Origin of the sequence: Mesorhizobium sp. WSM3626, from assembly GCF_000513935.1 — a bacterium.
GTDB classification, from domain to species: domain Bacteria; phylum Pseudomonadota; class Alphaproteobacteria; order Rhizobiales; family Rhizobiaceae; genus Mesorhizobium; species Mesorhizobium salmacidum.
This window is the reverse complement of record NZ_AZUY01000026.1, coordinates 13,731-37,955: the sequence shown is the minus strand read 5'-3', so window position 1 is coordinate 37,955 and position 24,225 is coordinate 13,731. Positions and strand designations below refer to the sequence as shown.

The 24,225-nt window shown below is 61.3% G+C and carries 19 protein-coding genes, 1 tRNA gene and 1 pseudogene; 12 read left to right on the top strand and 9 right to left on the bottom strand.

Annotated features, from left to right (window positions below):
* Positions 1-118 precede the first annotated feature (118 nt).
* The 5 genes and pseudogenes from M653_RS0118605 to M653_RS1000000137770 form a co-directional block, all read left to right on the top strand.
* Complete coding sequence (locus M653_RS0118605; RefSeq protein WP_027144694.1) at positions 119-802, top strand: response regulator transcription factor; 684 nt, start codon at positions 119-121, stop codon at positions 800-802.
* Entirely contained in the window at positions 799-1,812 is a 1,014-nt protein-coding gene (locus M653_RS01000000132955) for a HAMP domain-containing sensor histidine kinase (protein WP_051442726.1), read from the top strand. Before M653_RS0118605 ends, M653_RS01000000132955 begins: the two co-directional genes overlap by 4 nt.
* A 463-nt stretch (positions 1,813-2,275) precedes the next feature.
* Positions 2,276-2,563, top strand: a complete 288-nt coding sequence (locus M653_RS1000000134540; protein ID WP_198028805.1) for an undecaprenyl diphosphate synthase family protein — start codon at positions 2,276-2,278, stop codon at positions 2,561-2,563.
* On the top strand, positions 2,545-2,631 hold the full coding sequence (locus M653_RS1000000136780; protein ID WP_245262223.1) for a hypothetical protein: 87 nt from the start codon (positions 2,545-2,547) through the stop codon (positions 2,629-2,631). The genes M653_RS1000000134540 and M653_RS1000000136780 overlap by 19 nt, the downstream gene beginning before the upstream one ends.
* Before the next feature lie 506 nt (positions 2,632-3,137).
* Positions 3,138-3,424 (top strand): annotated as a pseudogene (locus M653_RS1000000137770) (hypothetical protein); the annotation flags it as partial.
* A gap of 300 nt (positions 3,425-3,724) precedes the next feature.
* On the opposite strand, the gene M653_RS01000000132945 reads toward M653_RS1000000137770, so the two are convergent.
* Positions 3,725-3,991, bottom strand: a complete 267-nt coding sequence (locus M653_RS01000000132945) for a hypothetical protein (RefSeq protein ID WP_032935513.1) — start codon at positions 3,989-3,991, stop codon at positions 3,725-3,727.
* A gap of 297 nt (positions 3,992-4,288) precedes the next feature.
* A complete protein-coding gene (locus tag M653_RS01000000132940) occupies positions 4,289-5,074 on the bottom strand; it encodes a response regulator transcription factor (RefSeq protein WP_051442725.1) in 786 nt (261 codons plus the stop codon).
* Between the two features lie 386 nt (positions 5,075-5,460).
* Between M653_RS01000000132940 and M653_RS0118575 the strand changes: the two genes are divergently transcribed.
* The 7 genes from M653_RS0118575 (at position 5,461) to M653_RS0118545 (ending at position 14,149) form a co-directional block, all read left to right on the top strand.
* A complete protein-coding gene (locus M653_RS0118575; protein ID WP_084636751.1) occupies positions 5,461-7,353 on the top strand; it encodes a polysaccharide biosynthesis/export family protein in 1,893 nt (630 codons plus the stop codon).
* Positions 7,354-7,481: 128 nt separating this feature from the next.
* Positions 7,482-8,747, top strand: coding sequence for a GNAT family N-acetyltransferase (locus M653_RS01000000132935; RefSeq protein WP_245262220.1), 1,266 nt, complete (start codon positions 7,482-7,484; stop codon positions 8,745-8,747).
* 109 nt (positions 8,748-8,856) lie between these two features.
* Positions 8,857-8,941, top strand: a tRNA-Asn gene (locus M653_RS0118565).
* A gap of 5 nt (positions 8,942-8,946) precedes the next feature.
* Positions 8,947-9,576 carry a 4'-phosphopantetheinyl transferase superfamily protein gene (locus tag M653_RS01000000132930; protein ID WP_245262219.1) on the top strand — a complete coding sequence of 210 codons (630 nt, stop codon included), beginning with the start codon at positions 8,947-8,949 and terminating at the stop codon, positions 9,574-9,576.
* Between the two features lie 242 nt (positions 9,577-9,818).
* Positions 9,819-10,835, top strand: coding sequence for a thioesterase domain-containing protein (locus M653_RS0118555; RefSeq protein ID WP_027144690.1), 1,017 nt, complete (start codon positions 9,819-9,821; stop codon positions 10,833-10,835).
* A 49-nt stretch (positions 10,836-10,884) separates the two neighbouring features.
* On the top strand, positions 10,885-12,906 hold the full coding sequence (locus M653_RS0118550) for a non-ribosomal peptide synthetase (RefSeq protein ID WP_245262218.1): 2,022 nt from the start codon (positions 10,885-10,887) through the stop codon (positions 12,904-12,906).
* Positions 12,907-12,958: 52 nt separating this feature from the next.
* Positions 12,959-14,149 (top strand): acyl-CoA dehydrogenase family protein, encoded by a 1,191-nt coding sequence (locus M653_RS0118545; protein ID WP_348626244.1) that lies wholly within the window; start codon positions 12,959-12,961, stop codon positions 14,147-14,149.
* A 241-nt stretch (positions 14,150-14,390) separates the two neighbouring features.
* Here M653_RS0118545 and M653_RS0118540 read toward each other — a convergent pair whose 3' ends face one another.
* The 7 genes from M653_RS0118540 to M653_RS1000000134990 all read right to left on the bottom strand — a co-directional run bounded on the left by M653_RS0118540 (position 14,391) and on the right by M653_RS1000000134990 (position 24,206).
* Entirely contained in the window at positions 14,391-15,722 is a 1,332-nt protein-coding gene (locus M653_RS0118540; RefSeq protein ID WP_027144687.1) for a hypothetical protein, read from the bottom strand.
* Positions 15,713-16,990, bottom strand: coding sequence for a glycosyltransferase family 4 protein (locus tag M653_RS01000000132925; RefSeq protein WP_084636750.1), 1,278 nt, complete (start codon positions 16,988-16,990; stop codon positions 15,713-15,715). The genes M653_RS0118540 and M653_RS01000000132925 overlap by 10 nt, the downstream gene beginning before the upstream one ends.
* A 15-nt stretch (positions 16,991-17,005) precedes the next feature.
* Positions 17,006-17,650 carry a hypothetical protein gene (locus tag M653_RS0118530; protein WP_027144686.1) on the bottom strand — a complete coding sequence of 215 codons (645 nt, stop codon included), beginning with the start codon at positions 17,648-17,650 and terminating at the stop codon, positions 17,006-17,008.
* Positions 17,651-17,750: 100 nt separating this feature from the next.
* Entirely contained in the window at positions 17,751-19,754 is a 2,004-nt protein-coding gene (locus tag M653_RS01000000132920) for a hypothetical protein (protein WP_051442720.1), read from the bottom strand.
* Complete coding sequence (locus M653_RS01000000132915; protein ID WP_051442719.1) at positions 19,727-20,872, bottom strand: glycosyltransferase family 4 protein; 1,146 nt, start codon at positions 20,870-20,872, stop codon at positions 19,727-19,729. Before M653_RS01000000132915 ends, M653_RS01000000132920 begins: the two co-directional genes overlap by 28 nt.
* A gap of 5 nt (positions 20,873-20,877) precedes the next feature.
* Entirely contained in the window at positions 20,878-21,678 is an 801-nt protein-coding gene (locus M653_RS01000000132910) for a glycosyltransferase family 2 protein (RefSeq protein WP_084636749.1), read from the bottom strand.
* Positions 21,679-22,310: 632 nt separating this feature from the next.
* On the bottom strand, positions 22,311-24,206 hold the full coding sequence (locus M653_RS1000000134990; protein ID WP_156938219.1) for a hypothetical protein: 1,896 nt from the start codon (positions 24,204-24,206) through the stop codon (positions 22,311-22,313).
* Between the last annotated feature and the right edge of the window lie 19 nt (positions 24,207-24,225).

The following is a 24,225-nucleotide window of genomic DNA, read 5'->3' as shown; positions in this document are numbered from 1 at the left end:
TTGCGCGGACATCGCCGGGTCTGGGCGAGAGCATGGTCCGGCCATATGATGGACGTGGTCACCCTCGCAATGAGGCGATCGGCGGTCAGGCCGAATGGCGAACATCCGGAGAGCTTCCATGCGATTGCTCATTATCGAAGACCACCCGGCGATGCGTGACATTATCGCCGGCTATTTCAGGGAACGCGGCTTTGCCGCTGACGCCTATGCACGTGGTGAGGATGCGCTGGCTGCAACGGCAACGACTGCCTATGACGCGGTGGTCCTCGATCTCGGTCTGCCAGACATGGACGGAATGGATGTCTTACGCCGGCTGCGGGCCGAAACAGCGAACCGCCCGCCAGCCTTGATCGTAACCGCGCGCGATAGGATCGAGGACCGCATCGGCGGTCTTAATGGCGGCGCGGATGATTACATCGTAAAACCGTTCAACCTGGCGGAACTCGAAGCGCGCATCCGCGCGGTACTGCGGCGGCCGGGCGTGCGCCACGAGGCGGCCTATCGATATGGCGATGTCAGTTTTGATCCCGCCTCGCGCACCGCTCAGGTAGCCGACACGGCCCTGGATCTCTCACGCCGTGAGGCCTCCGTTCTTGAAGAACTGATCCGCGCCCGGGGCCGCATCGTCGTTAAGGACATGCTGGAAGATCGTCTTTACGGCTTCGAGCAGCAGGTGAGCGGCAATGCTCTCGAAGCTGCTATCTCCCGATTGCGGCGCAAGCTTGCCGACGCCGGATCGGCTGTCGGCGTCGACGTCAACCGCGGGGTCGGCTATCGGCTCAAAATCGGAGGTCCTTCATGAAGCTGTCACGCGAGAGTCTGCGCGGGCGGTTGGTCTTGTCCATGCTCATTGTCTTCGGTCTCGGTCTTGCCACATCGCGGATGCTGCGCCACGAGGGTCCCATCCGGGAACCCTACCAAGATATTCTGGTCCTCATTTCTTCGACCCTGTGCGCTGCGGCCCTGAGTTGGATCATCATTGCCTGGAGTCTGCGCCATCTTGCTTCGGCATCGCGTGAGGCGGCGATTGTCGGCCCCGCCAACCCCGGTGTACGCATCTCGATGAAGCGGTTGCCGGAGGAGATTCGGCCACTGGTCGTGGCGGTGAACGGCGCGCTCGACCGGCTGTCGCAAGCCTATGAATTGGAGCGGCGCTTTGTCGCCGATGCTGCGCACGAATTGCGCACGCCGCTTGCCGTCTTGAGCCTGCGTCTACAGCGCGCCAAACTCGACCAAAATCCTGATTGGCCTGCGATCGACAGCGACGTCTCAAGCCTTCATAGGCTCGTGGAGCAATTGCTCGACCTCGCCCGCAAGGATCAGGTGCAGCTTGCTTCGATCGATCTTTCTCGTGTCAATCTTTCGCGTATTGCGCGCGAGGCAGCGGCCTCCATTATCCCGCTTGCTGAAGAAAGACACCGGGAGATCGAGGTCGATCTGCCGAATTCGCTTCCCGTGCGCGGCCGCGCCGACGATCTGCGCGACATGATCCGAAACCTGCTCGACAATGCCCTTATACATGGAAGCGGCAAGATCAGGCTCATCGGCGAACTGGCCAACGAGCCGGGTGGGCCGGAGATCTGGATGACAGTGAGCGACGAAGGCAAAGGCGTGCCCGACCAGCTTCGCGACGCAGTCTTCGAACGCTTTCGAAAAGCCGACACAGAATCGCCGGGACATGGGTTGGGCCTTGCGATCGTTCGGGAAGTGGCTCGTACGCATGGAGGCTCTGTCCGCTTCCTTTCCGGATCGCCAGCGCGAATTCGCGTCAAATTGTCGGTCGTAAAAGTCGAAGACAGATCACGAGTCTGAAGTAGCGGAAACATTTAGGTACGCCTGGCCGCGCCGCACGCCGCCGCTGGCAGGCCAGGGCGAGGCTGCCAACCAGTGATGCGGCTTTCTATTGGCTCTACGAACAAAGGCTTCGACGTCAGGTGCGCGAAGATCCGGTGCCGGATCACGTCGGCATCATCCTCGATGGTAATCGCCGATTGCCCAGCGACGCGGCTATAGCGAGCTCCGACTGGCCTACGAACTTGGCGCCGAAGTCCTTGCTGCTGCATCGACCTTAAAGTCCGCTCCGTCACGCTGTGGGCTTTTTCGATCGACAATATGCGCCGTCCCCCGGCGGAGGTGTCGGCGATACTGACGGCCGTAGAGAAAAAGATCGCCGCGCTGGCCGAGGATCCTTCGACGCGCCGGCAGGGCGTTCGATTCAAAGCTGTCGGCCGGCTTGAGCTTCTCTGCTTCGACGGTCGACGTGCTTCGACAAGCCGTGGAGCAGACCACCGACAACGATGCGCTTATCGTGATCTTTGCGATCGCCTATGGCGGCCGCGAGGAGATCAGTGACGCGGTTCGCAACCTCATTCGAAGCCAATGTCGAACGTGGGCGCGACCTCGACGCGATCATCGACGAATGAGCCCTGGAGCGATAGACGAATGGCTGTACACCGCCGGCCTGCCCGATCTCGATCTCATCATCCGCACGAGGGGTGAAATCCGCTTTCGGGTTTTCTCCTTCGGCAGAGCGCCCGAAGCGAGCTGCATTTTTCCGATGTGAACTGGCCTGAATTCCGGAAGCTCGACCATTCGCGCCTTCCAGCGCCGGCGACCCGGTTTGGCAAATAGGATTGTCTGGATCCTTTGCCTTTCACGGCTCCTTTCCGGGCCAGCGATCGAATGCGATCTTCGAGAAGCCGGGCCAGGACTGGGCCCCGGCAAGCTATCGATGCACTCCGAATCAGAGGAAAGACGACCCAAGGTTCTGGAAGGAGAGATGTGCTCGTCAGGCTCCCGTCAGGTTCGCCCGTTATCCAGTTGAACAGGCGGGGCCGTTCGCGTTCATCTCCGGGCAGGCAGTCTTTCCAGGAAGGAATCTCGCATATATGAGCACTCCCGGCATACGCCTGCTTTTCGCGCCTGTGCCGACCGCCACCGCATTGACGGCATGGGAGTGGCTTTCATACCAGCCAGCGCCGAGCGCAGCTTCGCCCGCCCCTGCCCCGATCAGTCGGGTCAGTAACGAAAACAGGCTGACCGTCGTAACGCTCGACGACGCCCAGAAACGCAGCGGCATCGAAACCGACGCGCTGGTAGCGATATCTTCTCGGCCTCAGTCTTGGCGTCGTGCTCTGGGCCTACACATGGGTTTCACGCAAGGCTTGCTCGCGACGCTCGTCGCCGAGACCGCGCCGGTGCAACTGTGGGGGAACCGCCTTAGGCGTGTTCCACCGGATCATCTGCCTGGCACTACTTCTCGCGAGCTGGCGCGCTTTGGGACGCGGCTGGGCCGCATGGGACAGTTCTAGCCGGCGCCGGCTTCGCCGCGACAACTGTCGGTCGCCACGGCGCAGTTATCACCAACGCCTACATCCAGTTCCAGGCCCAAAATACCAGCACCGGCGCGCTGTGTCGCTCCTGATCCAGGCCAGGACAGCGAAGAAGCCCTTCCTCTTCGAGAAAGTGACAAGCAACGATGGGCTTCTTGGATGATCTGGCGTAGAGCTGGCCGACCTGGCGCAGCGCCTCGGTCAGGTGGCATCCAAGCCACCGAGGCTATCCGTCATTGGGCGCGAGGTTGCGGAACCGACGTCGGCCTTGTTTCGTTCCACCTTGCCCTCCCCTTCTAAGGAACAGCTCGACGTCGTTTGGCTGGGCGTCCAGGGTTAGTCGGCTGATTGGACACCTCCGGAGGTACTCACGGCGAAAATCTCCTGATTGATCAAGAAGAGCGGGGGAAAGTATGTCTGCCCACCCAGTCTATGGCTTCCTCGACCGTGTCAAAATTCCTGTGCTGCCCACTCAGCAACCCAAAGCCCGTCTCGAGGAACCATTTTCCTTTCATGGAATAGGCCTCCTCGTCGATGCAAGTAAGGACTGCAACCAGTTGATCGAATTTCCAAACCAAGAGCCCAGATTCTCCGCCTTCGACAGTGCCGATCCGGGCTTTGTCGAGCGAAAATCCAGGAGCAATTTTTTCGATGCGCATCTTGATGCAACCTCGACTTCGCAGAAGTAGTGAAATCTGTAGCCCTGAAAAACGGCTGCTTGTTTCCTGATCTTGCCGTGAATATCTCGCCGGCCAGCCTGTGACCTCTCGGAAGTGCTTCGCCGGGCAGAAAACTTTTTCTCCCCGGGTGAGTTCAAGCCTTTTCGCTCATCATCACAAGTATTTTCGGCAGAGAATGGACCTGCCGAAAATGCCTGCCGGACCTTCGGTTTCGCGCAACACTCACGCTCAGCGAATGTAACCAGTCCGGATGATCTATCAAGATGTGGACGGCATTCACATCGGATGAAGCATTCTCGAGTGGTACCCCTTTTGTGCTTCAATTAGCTCTTGCGGATCATGAGAGGGCAGAGGCCCGCTGCCTGACTCGGGAGTGAGCACGTCATGATTCATCGCCCAAACTGCTGCCTGGGTACGGTTGCGGACCCGAATTTTCCGTAGGATCGCTTTGACGTGTGCCTTCACTGTGGCCTCCGCAATGTTAATTTTGCGCGCGATGGTTTTGTTAGACTCCCCCCCGATTAAGCAACGCAGAATAGTTTTCTCGCGATTTGACAAAACAGACCGCTCTGTCTCCCCGCTTTCAGTTTCGTAGCGCACGTTTGCTGGCTCGGTTGCCGCGATAGTTTTTACGTCGAGCCTAATTTCTTGGATACAGGTTGAGGTTTCCGCAGGAAGAACTGTCTGCCCAAGCATGACCAGTTCAAGGGCCTTGATGAAGGTTTCGCGAGCGGCGACTTTCGTCAAATATGCGTCGGCCCCCGCGCGAAAGGCGGAAACTACATCATTCGATCGACAGTGCTCGCCCAGCGCAACGACATGGCTCGACGCATAAACTGCTTTGAAGTCGGCAATTTGTGTGAATCCAGCGTCCTCATCAGGAGCGTCGAGATCTATGATGAGCAAGATGGGACGCTGCTGGGATAGCGGTTTTTGGAGAAGATCGTAGACAGAAGCCGCGGAGGAAAGAATACGAAACTTTTCTGCTTCTAGGATGCGAATAAGGCCTTCTCTTAGCAACTCGCTCGGCCCGACAAGCACCGTCGTAAAGGACTGTCTCATGATTGGCTCTTTGTATGCACCAAGCGCTACGCGCCATCGCCAAACCCCCACGCATACTTTACGCCCGCAATCGCAGCAGCGAAAATACCCTCCTTAGGCTCGCAAATGCCCTCTTTAGGCGTAGAGGGGCCGTCAGGGTCTACCCAGATCCTCAACCACAGGCGTACATCGGGTTTGCGGCGAGGAGCCATCAATCATTCTCATGTTGAGTATTCCCATGTTCAGTATTCTGCCGCGAGTTCGCCCAGGGCGGTGTTTATCCGGAAGGAGTGCCCACAAAGGGACAGTTGTGCCGCTGGCGGTGAAAGGCCACGATCAGGCAGAGCCTTCCTCGGCTCGATCAGTTCGGGACGGGATGGCATCTCCAATAGCGAAAGACACGCGCAATGGCCATGGACACAAGTCGCAATTCCGAACCGGTCGCTTCCTCGCCACAAGCGACCCGCCGTGGGGAAATGAAAGCCGTCCTGTTTGTTCTGGGACTCTCCGGGGTCGCCGCCATGGGAGCTGTCAAAAACTGGGAGGCCATTAAGCACGCCTCCGGACCCGCTGTGCAGAAGATCCAGGACGTCTCTGATGCCGCGGCGCAGAAGGTCGAAGTCGTCTCCGGTGCCGTGGCGCAAAAGGTCGAGGATGTCTCCGCACCTGTGATGCAGAAGATCCAGGATGTTTCCGGAACCGTGGCGCAGATGGTGTCTGCCGCGATCGATAACTGGCAAGATCAACGGGGTCAAACCACGGCCAACCGCTCCCGCGCGATCGTGTCCGGCACCGATGCGTCTGCCGCGACCGCGACCATGGTCGAACGAACCCCCGCGCCCACGAATCCCGGCGCCGAGCGGTCGCAAATTCTCAGCACGGAACCGGACACGTCTGCCGCGACGTTGGTCGAACGGAGCCCCGCGCCTAACGTCGCTTCCAACGCCGAGCGCCCCGGACCGCTCAGCACGGCGCCAGACGTGTCAACCGGGAGTCTGTTCGGCGTCGGTGACCGCCTCAAAGTCGCGTTCTTTGAGCGCGTCGTGGTGGAGGAAGATAAGTGGGGGGCAGTGTCCTCCGCCTCGGCCCTGAGCGGCATCCAGCAGCGTCCGGAACTGAGCGGCGAATATACTGTGCAAGAGGACGGCACGATTTCTGTGCCCTTGCTCGGCTTCATTCCGGTCGCGAACCGATCGGCGCAACAAGTACAAGCCGACCTGGTGGAAACTTTCGATCGACTGTTGGGCCGCAAGGGGCTGGTCAATATACTGTCGCTGGAGCGCTCGCCCATTTACGTGCTGGGGCCGGTCAAGAATCCAGGCTCCTTCAAGTACACGCCCGGCATGACGATCCTGCACGCCATCGCACTGGCCGGCGGACTCAATCAGGGCCAGAGCGAGCCTTGGCAGAACATCGAAGCCGTGCGTGAAACCCAGAAGCGGGGCGGGGCGATCGATGCCATAGTGAAATTGCTCGCGCGTGCGGCAGTGCTGGAGGCCGAGCGCGACGGCACGGCGCCCAAGACCCCCCCGCGGTTGCTAGAACTGGCCGGCGCGACCGAAGCCACCAACCTCATCAACGAGCAGAGCGACCGGCGTAAGGCTGTCACGGTGGCGCGCAAGTATCGCGAACGCGCTACCCTGGATGCGCTGGAGACAGCCAAGCAAGACGTCATGGCGTATGGGCAAATGGACTCTCTCGACGAACTCGTCAAATTGCGCCAGGAGCGCGTCAACAGTACGCGCATGCTCGTGAACCGCAAAGTTCTCAGCACGACGGTGTTGGACCAGGTCCAGAGCGAGTTGTCCGACGCGGAACAACGCCGGCGGGAGGCCCTCAACCAGTACGCGTCCGCCAGGCAGCGCCTCATTTCGCTCGAGTCTCAGGTGTTGCAAACCCGCGCCGACGCCAGGAACGATCTGGAGGTGGAGATTGAAGCAACGGACAGCCAGATCGCGGCCAATGTGCGCGAGTTGAACGCCAGCGAAGGCGTCCTGTACACGTTGCCGGCGACCCGCGCCCAATTTGCGGCCCAGTTCGCGCAGGACGCCAACAGGGTTACCTACCAAATCGTGCGGCAATCGGCAGCCGGGCCGGTCAGCATCCAGTCCATGGGAATGACGGTGTTGCGGCCAGGTGACCTCGTCAACATCACCGTGGGCGAAAACCAGCCAAGCGAGCGGGATGGTTCGTCAGTCCAAGCCTCCTCACCGAGCGGCGACAGATTGCCGGGCGCGAGCACTCTCAACGAGCTAGGGCACGGCCCTGTGGTTGCGGAGCAGATGATGGGTCCGAATTGAGACCTCTAGCAACCGGCCGGGTATCCTGCACTGGGCACGGCAATTTGCCTTCCAGTGCGGATACTGGCATGCCCGCAGCAGTCTCTCAGAAACGGCCTGCGCGGTTCGGTTCCCTGCGCAGTCCATGCTTGAGCTTGGCGGAAAAATATCGAATCGGCGAAGTATCAGAAGAAGATCGGTCTATGTCGGGATCTCTTAATGTCTCACTTGTCGATGCCGAACCCTATCGCGCGGCTTCAGACGAGCATGCCGTGCCTCGAGATACGGTCATCGTTGTTACTGTGGAGAGCTTGCACAACATTGCGAAACTTGAGGCCGATTGGAAAGCGCTCGAAACGCGAGCAACCCACTCATTCTATCTGTCCTGGCTCTGGATGGAAACTTGGCTAAGGCATCTGCCGAGGAGCACGCAGCCGCGCGTGCTTGTTGCCCGGGCCGCAGGCAAGATCGTTGGCTTGGCGATTATTTGCAGGCGGAAGGCATGGCGTTTTGGACCGCGTGCTCGATCGCGTTGGCTGCTCCATGAAACTGGAGATGTTCGTTTCGACCGATTGTGCGTCGAGTACAACAATATTCTTGCAGAGCAATCCATGGCCGACGCCGTTCGAGTGGCGTGCCTCGATGCCTTAGCGCGCCACTTGCGCCACTCTGACCAGCTGGTGCTCTCCGCGATTGAGCCGGACTTCGAGTTGGCCGCATGTCGAGTTGCGCAGCGTGCTGGACTCATCGCCGAGTTGAAAGCGGAGGACACGGCGCGGTGGATTGATTTTGCCAAAGTCCGGCAGATAGGGGGAAATTTTCGTGCCACGTTGGGGCGCAATACGCGCCAGGCAGTGAGCCGCGCCATGCGGTTATATGCGGAGCGTGGCCTCATTGAGTTCCGGACCGCGGAAGCGACATCGGAGGCGCTCGTCGCGTTTGATTCGCTCGCCGAACTTCATCAGGCGCGGTGGGGGCGCAAGGGAGCCTTTGTCAATCCTAGCTTCCGCCGGTTTCACCAGGAACTCATTGCGCGCGGAGTTCCCACCGGGGCCGTCCGCATCTCGCGGACGTTGGCTGGAGACCAGACAATCGGGGTCTTGTACAACTTCGTGCATGACCACCGCGTTTTCAATTATCAAAGCGGGTTTCTCTATGAGCGCGATTCCCGGCTCAAGCCCGGGCTTGTGAGCCATGTGCTGGCTATTGAAGACAGCATCATGCGCGGCGAGCGCGGCTACGACTTCCTGGCAGGTTCCGCCGGTCACAAGTCCCACTTGGCTAATGCGGAGCATGCGATGCGATGGATCACTATCGCAAGAGACAGCTTGGAGCGCCGCGTCGAGGCGAAGCTGCGGCAAACCAAGCGGGTGCTAGGGACCATTGCTACTCACTTGAGACAGGCCGCGCCTTGAGGTTGGGCCAACGAAGGAACTCACAATCATGTCTGGGGCAGCTTCTTGGACCATCGATCGGCGGACTCATCCCTAGCACGAGGAGAGGCTGGATCCGTCTAATCTATGTTTCAGCGTGGCGGAATTGGTAGACGCACCGCACTGTTCAGGCGACGCCGAAAGGCTTGTAGGTTCGAGTCCTACCGCTGGAGCCATAGATTTGGACAAAGTCGATCTGATATCCGGGATCACAGTTGACGGGTTGGAGGTCCTGGCGATCACGCTCGATGCGGAGCGGAACGTCATCGGCGAGACAGTTCTTTGCCTCAACGATGAGGAGCGTCGCCGCGCCGAGGGGTTGAGACGGGGGTCGGATCGCCGCCGCTTTGTGGCTACCCGTGTCCAGTTGCGCCAGATTCTCGCTTCCAAACTAGGAATCCCGCCCTCCGAGGTAGAACTGGTATATGGGCGCCTGGGCAAACCCCGCCTCTCACCTCGCATGCCTGCTCACGATTTGTGCTTCAGCGTCTCCAGATCCGGAGATGTCGCGGTAATCGCCCTCTCGAGTGGGCACGAGGTCGGGGTGGACATCGAAGCAGTTCTCCCTGTTCCCGAAGCCGACGAGATTGCGGCGCTCTGCTTTTCCGCCTCCGAATACGGTGCCTACGCCGCGCTTGGTCCGGAAGACCGGCTGGAAGGATTCCTTGGGCACTGGACCCGAATGGAGGCCGTTTCTAAGGCCTTGGGCTGCGGCCTGGGACAACTCCTTTCCTGGCAGGAAAGCGATTGGGCTGTCCGCCGGTTCGTACCGAAACCTGGGTACATCGGAACTGTGGTAGTCCGCAATTGAGTGGTAATCCAGAATTGAAAGTGTCCGCGCTGCCATCAGCGACTACGATGCACTGCAGATACACGGAACTGGACAACGAGAAAGCTTGGGCTCGACAACGGCACAGCAGTTCCATGCCTTGTCCCGGGCCTACAGAGAAAAGACGGCAGTTTCACAGAGGAAGCCGCCATGCTGGAGCAGTCGGGTAGCGGGACCACTTCAGCTCCCTCTTGAATGATAGACAAACTGATCGGAAGGCCCCTATGTCTTCAGGCGTGATGCAGTTTCCGGAGCTTCTCGCAAACCTCGCGGTCAAGGACATCAAGCTTTGGGTAGAAGAGGGCGACCGGCTGCGGTGCAACGCCCCAGTTGGCGCGCTGACGGCCGAGTTTCGAGACCAGTTGCGGGACCGGAAGGGCGAGATCATCGCGTTTCTGAAAATGGCCAAGGCGGCGGCCCAGCAACAGCCTGCAATCATTCCGCTCCAGTCTGGCGGAACACGCACGCCCATTTACGCGGTACCCGGGCATATCGGTGCGCCCTTCTCGTTCTCCGACCTATCGAAGCACATGGGGAGCGATCAACCGTTCTACGCACTACAGCCGTCTGGCTTCGATGGGCAGAGTGAGCCGATGGACCGCGTCGAAGATATCGCTGAGTACTTCGCCCGCCAGATCACCGAATTTCAGCCCACGGGTCCGATGATCATCGCCGGCTACTGTTCGGGTGCTGCGACCGCTTTCGAGCTGGCGAAGATCCTGGGCCAGCGCGGAGCGGAGGTCCCATGCGTGGCGCTCTTTGGCCCTCTTCATCCTGCCACCTATCAGGAATTGCCGCGCCTGCTCTATTTCTTTGCTAAGGGGGGCGCCGATTCGTTCATGCGCGAGATCGCGAAATTGCCGACATTCGGGGCCCGTGTGCGCCATTTCGGCAGTCGCCTCCGGAATCTCGGCGTGCGCGTACGCGCACTCGTGCCCCTCGTTCGCAAAAACAAAGAGCCTTTCGCGACAGATCCGGTGCTGGCCAGCAGGGCTCGGCTGAAATCCGCGGCGATCACCGCCTTGCGACGGTACATTCCCACTGCGTATTCGGGTCGAGTATGTATATTTCTTCCAAACAAAGCCTGGCTGCGATCGGGTGCGGCCCCGCATCTATGGCTTCGGGTGGTGCCGCATGCCGAATTTTATTTCGGGCCCGAGGACTGCAATGATGGCCTTATGCTGGAGGAACCGGACGCACCTGCCATCGCGGAACTTTACCGCCACGCAAGCCAAAGCTGAGCCATTGACGTGATTGGATTTTTTGATGTTCGCGATGGGAGCGTATCTCATGAATGAAGTCCTACCTATCGCGGCGAAGGACGTAGCACTTCCCCTGCAGAAAGATGCCCATCATCAGGCGCTGGTTGTCGAGTACAACTCCACGGCAGCGCCCTACCCGTCGGACAGAACGATCGTCGATCTCTTCCGCGACCAGTCAATGCGTAGTCCTGACGCTGAAGCGATCCGCTTCGGCGACGCAACGCTGACATACCAGCAGCTCAACGAGCGCTCCAACCAGATGGCAGCGCATCTGAGCTCGATCGGCGTTGGGCCGGCTCAGGTTGCCGTTGTGTTCATGGAGCACTCCATTGAGGTCGTCGTGGCGATTTTGGGCGTCCTGAAGGCCGGCGCTGCCTATGTGCCGGTGGATCCGGCAACACCGAGAGGGCGTCTGGCAACAATCCTGAAGGACATTGCCAATGGGACCGACGGGCGGGCGCCGGTGGCGATTACCCAGGCGCGACTGCAATCCGGTATTTCCCCGGACCTTGCCGACATTTTCGTGCTCGACGCCGATTTCGGGTCGATCTTGAATCAGCCGGACTTGGCCCGAGCGTCCGCCGCCACTCCGGAGGGCGCCGCCTATATCATCTTCACCTCCGGCTCGACCGGCACGCCAAAGGGCGTCGTTGTCGAACACCGGAACTTGGTGAATTACATCTGGTGGGCGGCTCACGTGTACGGCTCCCGAGAAGGTGTCGCATGGCCGCTTTTCTCATCCCTCGCCTTCGACCTGACGGTTACAACACTCTTTACGCCACTTATCACCGGCGGCCGCATCGTCGTCTATGTTGGTGATCCCGGAGTCGAGAGCATGGTCGTGCTAAAGGTCGTCGACGACAACGCGGTCGATATCATGAAGCTGACGCCGGCGCATCTCGCGATGATCCGGAATTGCAACCTTGAGACGACAAGGCTGAGCAAGTTCATCGTCGGTGGCGAGGACTTCAAAACCGAGTTGGCCCGCGCCATCACTAAAGCCATTTCTCATCCTGTCGAAGTCTACAACGAGTACGGACCAACGGAAGCCACTGTGGGCTGCATGATTCACCGTTTCGACATCGACCGGGATCAATCTGCATCGGTGCCGATCGGCGTGCCGGCGGCCAATGCTGGCATCTATGTCCTTGACCAGGCGCATAAGCCCACCGCACCCGGCATTATCGGTGAGATTTTCATTGGCGGCGACGGCCTCGCGAGAGGCTATTTCAATCGGCCTGAACTGACGGACGAGCGCTTTCTCACCGCCATCGATCCACGGGATGGGTTTTCGAAGTTGCGGCTGTACAAAACGGGCGATCTCGCCCGCTGGAACTCGGAGGGACGGTTGGAATTTCTCGGGCGCGTCGATCATCAGGTGAAGGTTGGTGGCGCGCGTATCGAGCTGGGCGAGATCGAAGCGCGGCTTCTCAAGCACCCGCACGTTCAGGAATGCGCTGTCGCCGCCATCGCAAACTCGATGAAAAAACCAGCAGCGCCAACAATAGGCGAAATCGGCGATGCCGAACAGTCAAAGCCCGAAGACGGCATCTCACGACTGGTGGCCTACTACGTCTTGTCGAAGCCCCTGACCGTGGCTGACCTGCGCGCGCACCTTGCCGAAGAACTGTTGGAGTCTATGATTCCCACGCACTATGTTTGCCTCGAACGGATGCCGCTCACGTCCAACGGCAAGATCGACCGCTCGTCGCTTCCCGAGCCGACGGCGGAACACTTACAGTCTGCGCAAGAATTCGCCGCTCCCTCGACCGAAACCGAGAAGACTCTGGCGGCGCTGTGGAGCGATCTCCTGAAGGTCGAGTCCATCGGACGTCACGACAACTTTTTCGGCCTGGGCGGGGAATCGCTCCTGGTAATGAGGGCAGTATCGCGCATGCGGAAGGTCTTCGGCGTTGACGTGCAGCTTCGCAACCTCTTTGAGCGGCCGACGCTAGCCGAACTGGCGGAAGTGATCGATGGTATGCGTTGGACTGCCCATTCAGAAGCCACTTCCGTGTCGGAGGGACCGAGAGAGGAGCTCGAACTTTAGCTCATAAGGCTCTCCGATTATCCGGGCAATCGGGGGGAAGCTTTTTGGACTCATGACAGATCGGATGAACATGTTGGACAAAGCTTGGGCATCGGCGCGAGAACCGGGGCTGCCTTGGGCGGCGGAGGAGTACGAACTCTTGCGCGACCAGGTGCGCAGGTTCGTGGACGAGGAGATCAAGCCCCGTGCGGATCACTGGGAGGATGACGGATCCATTCCCCGTCCGATCCTGCGCCGCATGGGCGAGCTCGGCTTCTTCGGCATCCGCTACCCTGCCGCGTATGGTGGTGCCGACATGGACGCGGTCGCATCGACCGTGTTCGCCGAGGAGCTCGGGCGCTCGACCTATGGCGGCGTTGCCGATGCGATACTGGTCCATGCCGAGATGGCATCTTTGTATGTCTTTAACGACGGCACCAAAGCCCAGCGGGAACGCTGGATGCCCAGCATCATCAGCGGGGAGGTGATCACCGCGGTCGCCATCACTGAGCCGGATGCGGGCTCGGACGTGAAGGCCATCCGCACGCGCGCGCTGCGAGATGGCGATTCCTATGTGCTCGACGGCACGAAGCTCTACATCACGAACGGGGTCCATGCGGATCTCTACTGCGTCGCAGCCAAGACTGATCCCTCGGCGGGAAGCAACGGGATCACCATGTTCCTCGTCGAGAAGGGCACGCCAGGCTTCAGCGTCGCCCGCGAGGTTGACAAACTCGGCTGGCGCTCCTCTGATACCGCGGAGCTCGTCTTCGACGGCTGCCGAATCCCCGCCGAGAACGTGCTCGGCGCGGAGGCACAGGGCTTCTACTCCATCATGCGCAACTTCCAGAACGAGCGCCTTGTCCTCGCCGCCATGGCCATAGGGATGGCCGAGGCCGCAATCGATGTGACCCTCTCCTACGTGAAAACTCGCCGCGCGTTCGGAGGCGCCCTATGGGACATGCAGGCGATCCGTCAACGTATCGCGATGCTCTCCGCGAAGGTGGAGGCAGGCCGTGCGTTTCTCTATGCGACCGCTTGGCGCATGGACGCTGACGACGATCGCCTGCGCGAGACCTCGATGCTGAAGGCCCTCTGCGGTGAACTTGTCAACGAAGTATTGTACGCCTGCGTGCAGTTCCATGGCGCTATGGGCGTCATGCGAGGCAGTCCGATCGAGCGCATCGCACGCGACGCACGCATCCTATCCATCGCCGGTGGCGCGACAGAGGTGATGCTCGAGGTGGTCGCATCTACGTCGTGAGTCCACTGCGGCAGTGAGGATATCGCTGTGGTGTTACAGCAGCAGACAAGGCTGCCGACGCTGCAGGAAGCGTAAGCCAAGTGCGTCGCGCCCCCTGCCAAGAGCGCCTCCAAGGTGGCTGAGTCGAGGCGGCCGGTCGGCAACGCGGATAGGAAGCGCCGCGCATCTCGCGATCAATGGACCCTGGTTCCGGTGCGCCAGCTCAGTTCCCTCCAAATTGACGCGTCGCTTCCAAATCGCATCATGGCTGGACCGGCGGCGTGGCGGGTCGGTCGTGCGCGGGGCCGGCGGCAGAATCCAGTTTCGCGAAGGCCAAAATGATGGCCGCACATGCGCCCTCAATGGTTGTGGCAAGCGTCCAGCCCAAGACCAGGCCTTGAAGTCCGTCAAGCTTCGCCCCCGCGATTACCAGGAACAGCTCCAGCAATCCGCCAAGCGCGAACCAGCGAGATGCCTTGCGCATCTTGTCGGCTAACCGCGCCAGGGTGCAGGCATGAAATTTGAGCGTCGATCCCAACAGGCTAAAGCCGAGAAAGCGCAGGCTCGAACCGGCGATTCCAGGATAGGTCGGATTGAAGACCGCAAGGATCGTTTGCGAATAGGTGAAAATGAAGAGGGCGCAGACAAGCGAGAAGAGCAATGACGTCATCACCGATAAAAGGATGTCGTGTCTGGACTGTTTTGGGCTCGCTCTCACTACGGGGAAGAGCACCGTGGCCATAGCTGCGGGAATCAAAGAGGCGATGGTGACCAACATCCATAAGGATACGAAGGCGGCATTGATGGCTGGGGACAGGACGGTCAGCACAAGGTAGGGCATGATAAGGCCGGGGGCTTGCAAGGCCACGTCGAGTGCGTAGTGGTCAAAGATCTTGCTGCGCAGCGTGTTGAGTAGCTGGAAATCGGGAGGTCCAACGAGGCGCCGCGCGCCGCCGCGGGTCAACAGGTCCACACCCATGAGGGACGCTAGCAGGCCGGCCACCCAGCTCAGAAGAAGAGCGGCATGGGAGGTGTAGCCGCCAGCCACTGCGACAGCGATCAGCATCAGCTTCAACGTGCCGAACAGCATCTGTCGGATCATTTTGCCAGTGGCGCGCAGATTGCCCAGGAAGGCTTGGTCAGCCAGGATGGCGAGAACGGTCAGACCGCAACCGAGGAGGAACGCAACACCCTCAAGCCAGCCGCCGATCAGGCCGGTCGAGCTGCTCAGGTACGCATGCCCGACGACGAACACCAAGGCCAGGGCGACCGCCAGTGTCACGCCGACGCACACTGCTGCGGCCACCAGTCCGCGCTCCTTGCCGGGATTCCGGACGATCTCGCCCACCAGCATGGTCCCGAGCCCCGCCTCGCCCAGCGTGCCGATAAGCCCCATTACGGACAGGAGGGCGGAGGTGTTGCCGATCACCTCCGGCGGAAATAGCCGCGCTGCGAGCCACCAATAGACAAACCCGAGACCGGCCGCTGCGATCGTCCCGATTGCCAGGGCGCCGGAATTCATCACGAGCGCGGCGCTCTTTCGAAGCTCGCGGCGCACACGAATGATGGCCGTTCCGGCGCGGTCTACCGACATAATGGCTGTCCCGACCCGTGCTGCGCCGGCACAGCGGACCTGCGGGCTGCTGGGCGCAAGACGTCCCGATAGACCTGCTCGATCTGGGTCACGACCGCTCCGGCCTTCAGTCGCTCGACCCTGGCGAGGCTCCTCGTCTCCAAGCGGGCAAGCAGGGCGCGATCCTTCAGAAGTGTCTGCATCGCATTGGCGAGGGCGTGCGCGTCGCCGCTCGGCACGAGAAGGCCTGTTTCGCCATGATCGACCATATCCGGCATCCCGCCGACGTCGGTTGCAACCACTGCCTTTCCGGACGCCATCGCTTCCATGATCACCGTCGCGCAGGCTTCTGGCCCCACCGACGGCAGCACCCCGAACAGAGAGCGCCGCCAAGCGTGCATGATGGCGGAATGGGGCCACATGCAGAAGACTCGGACGTTCGGGGGGAATTGGGTTGGCGTGTCGGCGACCCGGCGCCCGATCAGGACCAATTGCGGCGCCTGATTGAGGCTGGCATACGCCTGCAGGAGAACGTCAATACCCTTGAGGCGCGTCAAGTCGCCAACGAACAGGATGAACCCATCTCCCGGGAGCTCCCGCAGGCAGGCATCTTCGGGGCCAAGCACTGCGACATCGTCGGGCACGAAGTTGGGGATGACCTCGTAAGGGGCGCGGCCTTGGGTCAGTCCGTTGTAACGTGCAACCGCGTGGCTCACCGCGATGAAACGGTCCACCACGCGCCGAGCGGCGAAGCTCGACGCCCAATTACCTAGTGTGGTCGCGGCTGCCTTCACCGCTCCGTAGTGCCTTGTGGCGCAAGGCAGGCACTTGGCCGGTGCCGGGCCGCTGCAGAGACGCGCGCCCAAATGCATAAAGTTCTTCTTGGCGCAGACAAGGCCGTAATCGTGGAACGTAACCACAAGGCGTGCCCCATTCAGACGTTTGAGCGGCAGGAAGGACGCGTAAATCCAGTTGTGGGCGTGAACGATGTCCGGCTGCTCCCGGGCTACCAGCCGATTCAGGGCAAGCATCAGTTCGGGATCTGGGAACGGCGGTGCATGGCGGCGCTTGGGGTCCACGTGAAGGCCGGACAGACGCTGAAGCGTTCCGCGCAGGCGGTGCACGCGGACCGCGCCATCCAGCTCGGTTTCGGGCGATCCGGGGTGCATCAAGGTCCCGACGCTGACATGATGGCCTCGCTGCGCCAGCGCTGCGCCCAGATTGCGGACGTGCCGCTCCTCTCCCCCGATTACCGGAGGATAGAACTGCGATAGCAGCAGGATGCGCATAGATCGAGCCTCATTTCAGTTGCGCGGCACCAGCGTCGAAACGCTGCGATAGAGCCTGTTGTCTTCGGGTCGGTAGAGTCGTGCCTCGGCCTTCTGGCGAGTTGCCAAAGCGGGCACCGGAATTTCCCGCGTCCAGGTGTCGCCCGGCGCCACGGCGACCGATCGCAAAACGGCGAACGGTTGCCCGTCAAGGGTGACTTCCACGTCGAACCGCTGAGCTTGGGTCTCCGCGCTTCTGATGCCGACTGTGATCCGGCCGGTGTTGCCGGGGGGCGACGGCAACAACCAGAACTCGGTGTATTTGAATTCCCGATGGGCTGCTTCGTCCCGTACGGCCAGCGCATAGGCCCCGGTCGCCACAAGCAGCGCCAGCATAACCATGGTCCCCTGCCAAAACCGGACCCGCGCCAGAGCCGGCCAAGCTGGCAGGTCGGGACGGTCTCGGTGGACCGCGGCCACCAGTGCCGCCGCGGCCGTCACGGCCCAGAACCAAAGCGACCAGCCGAGCGGCGTGAGGAAGTCTGCGGCGTTCAGTACAAAGCCCCCGGCGATACCGGCAGAGAGGCTTGCTCCGACCGCGTAGACGAGGTGTTGCAACGCCGAGGTGGTCCTGACGCCAAAGGCCCGCAGCACCGTGTGGCCCGAGACGAGGAACACCATGGGCACGCTCAGGACAGTACGGAGGAGCAGATTGTCGGTGGTGGCGACAACCGCTACGACGGCTCCTGCCCACAGGCACGCGGCCGGTAGGTCATTCTTGTTACAAATTCTCATGCAACCCCCTTACGTCATAAATGACGATCGAGCCGTTGTCGTAGATACGGGTGACGCCCTTCACGTCATTGAACTTTAGCAGCGCTGAGCCAGAGATCGGGGTTCCCTGACGCCGTTGCCAAGGCTGAAAGTAAAACCCGAGCACCGGCGGGGCCGTGCTCAGGCGCAGGTCGACCAGCAGGAAATCGATGTCGCTTCCCGCCAAGCCCCAAAACTCCCCTGGCCCCAAAGTCTCGGCCTCAAATATGCTCGCGGGATCGACGCCGTCTTTGATCTTGACCCTGACGTCCTGCCGGCCGTAGCTCGCAAGCAGAATGCTGTTGATGCGGTCGGAAATGAAGCGGTTGCCAGCCCCGAGCCATTCCTTGGCCCAGCGTGCCGTTTCGATCCCCATGGGCTCAATTGATTCCTGATCTGCCGCCACCCTATAACGCCCATCGATAGGGTTAATTGCGGAGCTCGCGACGCCTCCCAATACGATGACGGCCAGACCGGCGGCCGGTGCAATGCGGCGCCACCCGCGCGGCGCAGGGCCCTGCCAGAAGTGGACGACACTTACCGCGACGACCAGCCCGACGCCGAGGAATACGAACGTTCCCATGCGGTTGCCGATTTCCCATCCGATGACGGTCAGTCGGAAGGCCACAGAGATCGGCAGCCCGAAGGCCAGGAATGTGAGGAGCATGAGCCGGCTGTCCCGCCAGCGGCATTTGGAAATGTCGTGGATCGCACCCCAACTCGACCGTGCCCCACTCTGCGCTGCCATGGCCAGCGATCGAAAGAATCCGGTTGCCAGGCCAAGTGCCAACAGCAGGAGTGCCAGCAAAGTAGTCAGCTGCAAGTAGAGGGCCTTGGTCGGCGCTTCGAGATGTTGCGACGTTGGGGTGGCCGCGCCAAGGATCTTCCCAAGCAATGTGTTGAACCCGGCCTCGATCACCGGACCGAGATAGCCCGCCAGAGGGATGCCACGGGCCTGCATCCACAGGAACGGGAGGGCTATGGCCAGGATCGCCGTGAGGCCCACGCCGATCTTCGCCTCAATCCGCATCGGATCGCGCCTGCGCAAAGCCTCAAGACACGCCAGCGCCCCGAAATAGATGGCCGCGAAGGCGGCCGAGATGTGATGTGTGACCGCCAGACTTGCCAACAGAACGGCAATCAGCCCCAGCGACTTCAGCCGAGGTCGCCCGACGAGATCCTTGGACGCTGCTTCGACCGCAAAGGCCAGCACACATAGTACGATGCCGAGGCTCTGGTAGGAGAAACTTGAGTCGAACAGGAAGAAGGTCGAGCAGCCCATGTAGACCAGACAGGCGATAGCCGCGATACGCGAGGATCCGGAGATGCTTTCGAGGAACAGAAACAGGGCCCCGATGAATGTGCCCTTGAGGACGGCCAATAAGAGCGTGCCTGCCACAAGCAAAGGCAGACCGGTCAGATCGGCGATCGCCGTCGTGAGTATCTCCAGAGCGGGATACGTTGGGCCGATCGGGAAAAGCGCGTTGGGCAGGAACAGCCGGCGGGCAGTGATGAGATCCTCGGCTGCGATCCAGTGCAAGAACTCGTCGTAACCGCTGAAGCTCGTCGGGGAATAGACCTTCTTGCAGTAGAATAGAGCTTCGGCAAGCAGGAATAGAAGGAAAAGGCGCTCCCCCCGGGCTGTTGTCGGCCAGGCGATACGGAAGCTGGTCGGAACAACGAGGAGGACCATACCGGACCAGAAGAGCGGCGGCGCCACGTCATACCCGCGGCGCCCGGCCGCGTGCCCGGCCACGACCAGGAGCAGCGCCACGGCGACCGTCAGGCACAGAATTGCCATCGATCCGGATTTGGCCCGTTGCGACGGAGCCTCAACGCTGCCGCCGCGAAGGTCGGGGCCGATGATGGTTGACACGAACCGCATCCCGGCCTGGAGCGGGTTGATCCTGGTTCTCGCGGTGGAATGAGTCTGCATCATCAGCGTCATGTCCTCGTCGGAGGAGGCCACCATGTCACGCCACCGGAGGGCACGCGGACCGTGGATCGGCTGCTCAGGACATCGCAATAGACGTTGCTCAGCGCTTGCGCGCAGGCATCCCAGTCGGGCAGCGCCAAATCCGGGACCTGCCGATCGGCCTCCAGTTCGTCGGCCATGGCCGCGGCCAGCTCTCCCGGACCAGCATTGCACCGTATCGCCCGGCATACGCCGTTGCCGGCCAGTTCCCGCAGACCGGACGTGTCGCTGACGAGGACCGGACGGCGCAGCGACAGCGCTTCCATTACGGCAACCGGATGGGCTTCGTAGTCGCTGAACAGCACAAACAGCGCGGCGCTCGCCAGGAGATCTGCCATTTTTTGCCGCTCGGATCCGGGGATACCCCCAATTGTGACCCGCGTTTCGAGGCCGAGCGTCGCCACGAGGCGCCGCAATTCTCCCTCGTACGGGCCTGTACCGACAATGTGCAGTCGGACGTCCGGAACCCGGCGCATCATTTCGGGCAAGGCCGCGATCGCCCGGTGATGGCCCTTGTAGCGCTCAAGCCTGCCACCCGAGACGATGAGGTGCGGATCGACCTTGACGCCGGGGCTAGGAGCCGGCATCTCGGCGCCATTCGGGATGACGACAAACCGACCCCGCGGCACGCCCATCCTCCGGCTGAAGAAGTCGGCTTCGAATTCGGAGACGCCGATTAGCCGCGCGGCCCGGCTTACCAACGGCCGCAGCAGCATATGCTGGGTTCTGCGCAGGGCGTTGCGCAGCCGGGAGGAATGCCCGCCGCTGTGGAAGGTCAAGACGAAGGGCAGGTGCCCGCGGACGGCCGCGAGCAGTCCGATCGGCACCACGAAGCTGCTATACCCCTGGAAGTGAATCAAATCCCAAGCTCCGCGCCGGATGGCGGTGTAAATGCCGGGGGCCACGTAGAGATCCAGCTCCCTTGGCCAGGCCGGCACGCGCAGCACACGCATGCCGCGCACCTCCTCCTCAACTGGCAGATCCCCCGTGGGATCGGTAGTGAGCACGTCGACCGCGTGGCCATGCGCCACCAAACGGGGACCGACCTCCTGGATGTGAGTTTCAGTGCCGCCCATGAAGGGATAGCAGCGAGCGGCAACCATCAGGATTCGCATCAGGCTTATCCGCCGTCATCACAGGTTGTCGCGGCCCGCCCGTGTTGTTGGTACACCCGCTCACGCAAGATCGTCTTGAGGACGCGCCAGCCGTCCGGGATGGCGCGCAGATGGCTCACTCCACTGATGCGCGAAGCCTCGAAACTCGCCACCTCGACGATATTGAGGCGGTTCTTCAGGGCCCGGACGTTGATGAGGGTCTCGATCTCGAATCCATCACAGTCGCAATTGAGCGTACTGACGTGCTTTGTCCAGAACGCTATGTAACCGTAGCATAAGTCGGAGAACCACCCCCCATAGAGCAGCCGTACGAACAGTGTCAGCCCCCAGTTGCCGAACATTCGGAACAGCGACATGTCGTCGGTGCCGGCGCCCTGGATAAAGCGTGAACCCTTGACGAGATCCGCGCCGGCCATCAGTGCACTGACAAAAACGATCGCCTCCTCCGGGACCATGGAGCCGTCAGCGTCAAGCATGACGATGATGTCGCCTGTGGCGGCCCTGAAACCCGCTTGGAGGGCGGCTCCCTTGCCCCGCCGGGGCTCCATGACCACCTTCACGTCTTCGCGTAGGCGGCGCGCGACCGCGACTGTGTCGTCGGTCGAACGGCCATCCACGATGATGATCTCGTGCGCCCAGTTCGGGATGCGCGGCAGAAGCCAAGGCAGGTTCTCGGCTTCGTTGAGTGTCGGCACGATGAAGCTGACCCGGGGTAGAGCTAGCGATTGCCGCAGCTCGAAATTGATTGAGTCAGACGGCGATACGGCACTGACGGGGGTAAGAACACTGGAGAGACCGGCATTCATGACAACACCGTAACGGCGAGCGAGGGGACCCAGGGGCCGGGTTGGAACCACGCCAAGACTGTCGAAAAAGGTCCGGCGAGATGATGGGCCGAATGACAGATCCCGCCAAACCGGGACCGAATTGCAGCCACGCGGCCGGGTGCAACTGTTCTAATCATATGCAAACTCCCGGAGATGGCGAAAGATGAGATGAAAGAAGATCGAGAGATTGAATCCATCGAACCTCTCCTGGCTTGTGTAAGACCAGCATTGCTGATGCGGCTGCGCTAAGGAAGCATCAATAGGTGGTTAGAGAGCGCCATATGTGACTAGCTCTTTGTGGCTATCTCTTCAGGTTGGTCCCGGCGAAACCACAAGGGCAACTGCATGGCAGCGGCACGGTCTTTGTCAGCAGCTGCGCCGGAGGCGGAGCTAAAGAGCCGACAAGGTCGCGATGCCATCAACGCGAGCGCACACGATCAACGCGAGCGAAGACGACCTATGATCGCTATCCAGATCCGAGTGACAGGCTCTCTGAGCAAACGATGCAGCGGACGTCGCCTGCGCGATAGCGTGCGCAATACGGGCATTGTCACTCCCCGGGAGCCGCGAGCTCCGCAGGCTCACTTCTCCATTCGGCCGTGTTTTCCGAACTACCCCTTAATCTTGCGCGCCAGAATGGGCGAGGAGGCCCGGCGCTTCCTAGGCGCCGCCGCGGGCCCGACCGGTTGGCCACCCGGACGAGAGAGGGACCGCCCATGCTGCGCCAAGGTCGACACGTCGGCTCCAAGCAGCTGGTACGAGGTCGTGACCTCGCGCAATCCCCGGACATGACCGAACAGGTCGATCACCTCCAGGCCGGACCGGCGGTTGTAGGTGTGACATCCGAAAGGGCCGGACCAAATGCGACCGACCGGGGTCTGGGCAAATTCCGACGCGCCGAGTGCATCGATCCGGCAGAACGTCACCGCGCCGCCATAGCGGCGAGCACAGTCCTGGACCGGGCGAAGCGTGCGCCCGCCGTGTCGGATGACGGCACCTGCGGGGCGGCTGAGCGCAGCATCAAGCAAAACGGGGTTTGCGGCATGGGGCGTCCAGGGGCCCGTCAGGCTTTCGGCACGGTAGAGGCTGAGGACATCCCAGGAGGTGGACCTCCACAGCCTTGGGCTGACGAAAAACCAAAAGCCGCCCTCATGGCGCAGCGGCGTGGTGTCGTAGCCCTCAATGCCTTCCAGGAGGCAAGCCTCCCGCTTCCACCGGTACGGGAATTCGATTGCCCTGTAGAGACTGACATTCCTGACCGCCCCCGATTCGGGGATCATCCAGATCTGTCCGTCCTGCTCGAACACGAACGGGTACGACAGGTGGTGCGGCTCTTCCAAGACGATCTGGGGTGCGCTGGCGGTCCCGCTGCGGTCCGCTTTGATGACCGCGATGCACCCCCGGTTCTTTGTGTAGAGGTACTGTTCGACGAAGATGTAATCCTGACCCTGATGCCGGAATGGGAACGGGTCGGCAAGGAAGCTACCTGAGTCCCCGGTGAGCACGCGGAAGGCTGCTTCGCCCTTATCCAGCAGGCTCGCTGCCTGGTCGAAGCGCCAGCCAATCCCCCACGATCTGCCGCCTCTGGCCAAGCTGTCCAAGAACTGGAGTGCCTTCGATGCCACCGTGCCATAAACAATGGCCGAAAGCGCGCCGAGTGAAGGCACGGCCGCCGGTGGGCCCGAGACACCGGACACAGCTGAACTGGGTTCCTCGCGCAAGGCCTTTAGGATCAGCGCCACAGCGCAGGAGAGGACGCTGTCTAGAGTCGCCGCGAACACTTCACGGTCCACGCTGGCCGGACGCGCCGTCCACGACTCCGACGGACGCGCCGTGTCGTGCAGCTCTATGAGAAGATCCTGATCATTGGCCAGAGCGGCCATGACTCCGATCTCACCAGCTAGACCGTTGAAGAGCGGGGTAAGCACGCGCCGTCCTGACGGCAGCGGCTCCTCTCCGCTCAAATCAATTAGCACATCCACTCCGTCGGCCGAGGGCGGCGGCAGGGACCGCAGCGCCGCCTCGACCGGGTCGGTGGCACCTTTGACACGGTAGCCATAGAGTAGTCGTTCGAGTTGGAGCAACAGACGGAAGACCACCGGCAGCGGGCGGCTGCCGGCAGCCAAAGCGCAGGAGACATCGTTGCCCGGAACTTCAGCAAGCGCCTCTGCCAGCCACAGATGCCAGCGTAGCGTCCGCGACGGATCGAGACTCAAGCAAATGCGCATTGTTGATCTCACCCCGGATTTCAAGAAAAACGACAGCTTTGACAGCAAGCCCCAGCCAAGCGCCACTATGCCCGATTGAGGGTGGGCTGTGCGAGGCCAGATGAGGTAATCCTTAGGGGTCGTTGCACTCCGGGCCCGGCGCGAGCCAACATGCAGGATGATAGTTAGCTGGCAACGGGCGAGATACTGGCTGCGCAATGGGGGATTGTGTGCGCTCCTGTCCATGTCTGTTCTATCAGCCGCGAGCACCGCGCCCGATCCACCGGCAACGTCGTTCATAAAGACTTCCGGAACGAAC